The sequence below is a fragment of the Methylobacterium sp. E-046 genome (genome assembly GCF_022829625.1).
Lineage (GTDB): Bacteria > Pseudomonadota > Alphaproteobacteria > Rhizobiales > Beijerinckiaceae > Methylobacterium > Methylobacterium longum.
In genome coordinates, this window is the sequence record NZ_JAKSYP010000048.1 from 1 (window position 1) to 1,369 (window position 1,369).

Genomic DNA, 1,369 nt, shown 5'->3' on the forward strand with positions numbered 1-1,369 from the left:
CGAAGGCCCACGCGGCTATGCTGCCGCCGGGTGGTCGGGGTCCACATGGCAAGTCCAGGTCAGGCTTCAGCACCCTCCTGGAATCATCGCCATCCCGGCCACTCAACCCCGCCTCAGACCCTTACCGGACGGGCTCTTAGAGCGGAATTGATAAAATATTCCTCTCAAATAGTCGAAATAAATTAATTGTCCTTGACAATAAAAATTCGAAAGACCATTTAGGTGCGGTGCAGCAATATTCAAAATTGCTTTCCCACCGCTCTCTGATCGGGGTTTTAGTTCTTTCGATCGCGGTGAATATCTTAATAAATGTTGTAAGGATACTCAAAATTTCGAACGGTCAGAACACGGATCACGGCAAGCAGAACGGCCAGGATGCCCGTAATGCCGAGGCGGTCAAAGCCAACTTCGATAGCAGCGCCAAGCAAGGCAAGCAGTTCACCGACGCCACTCGCGACGGCATGACCAAGATGGCCGAGTTGCGCGAGAATGCGACCGAGACCACCAAGCAGGTGATGCAGCAGAGCATCGAGAGCGCGGTCCATCAGGCCCGTGAATCGTCCGATCGTTTCTCGAAGACGCTCGGCTTCTCCGACGGAAACAGCGAGAACCTAGCGCGCCAGTCGAAGCAGAATATCGAGGCCATCTCCCGCTGCGGGACCGTCCTGGGCCAAGCCTTTTATGATGCCTCGCGCAGGCTGTTTGATCTCGGACAGAAGCAATACCAGCGCAACCTGGAGGGCATGACCAAGCTGGCGCAGGCCAAGTCGGTGCAGGAATTCACCACGATCCAGGGTGAGCTGATGCGTCAAGGCCTCGAGCACATGGTCCAGGACAGCAAGGTGATCACCGAGACCTCAGCGCGTGCGGTCGAGGAGGCCAGTAAGTCACTCTCCGCTGTCACTCAGGCGCGCTGAACCTGGCGATGCAGGCGCGCCGAAGACGGCGCGTCTGCTAGGCGCAATGGCGATGGTGGACCGCCAAGGTCATTTCGTCATGGAGTGCCGCGCATTGCGCGGCACTCTCGTGTCTCTGCTAGCAATTACCACCATCATGGCTGTTCACGCAGTATTCTAAACAGATCCCGGCACATTGCGTAGTGCGGGTGAAATGAACGACCTCCACAGCCAGCCCGTGATCGGATCGGGCGGCGGGGACGGGGCGGGGGTGGAACGCAGACCGGACATGCAGCCCAGCCCCGGATCTATCTAGCGCTGAAGCATGTTCAACCTCTGCCGCATCTGCAGCGGTGCGGAGTATGCCGTGTACAATCCCTTTTTCTCGTCGCTGATGCTCGCAATCGAGGCTCAGCGGGTCATCGAGCTACGGCTAGTGCGCCTCGCCTGGGGCGGCCGCGAGGGCCGGGCCG

At 58.5% G+C, this 1,369-nt stretch carries 1 protein-coding gene; it reads left to right on the forward strand.

The features are described 5' to 3' along the window. Nucleotides 1-227: 227 nt before the first annotated feature. Nucleotides 228-917, forward strand: coding sequence for a phasin family protein (locus tag MKK82_RS02530; RefSeq protein WP_243984586.1), 690 nt, complete (start codon nucleotides 228-230; stop codon nucleotides 915-917). Nucleotides 918-1,369: the final 452 nt, after the last annotated feature.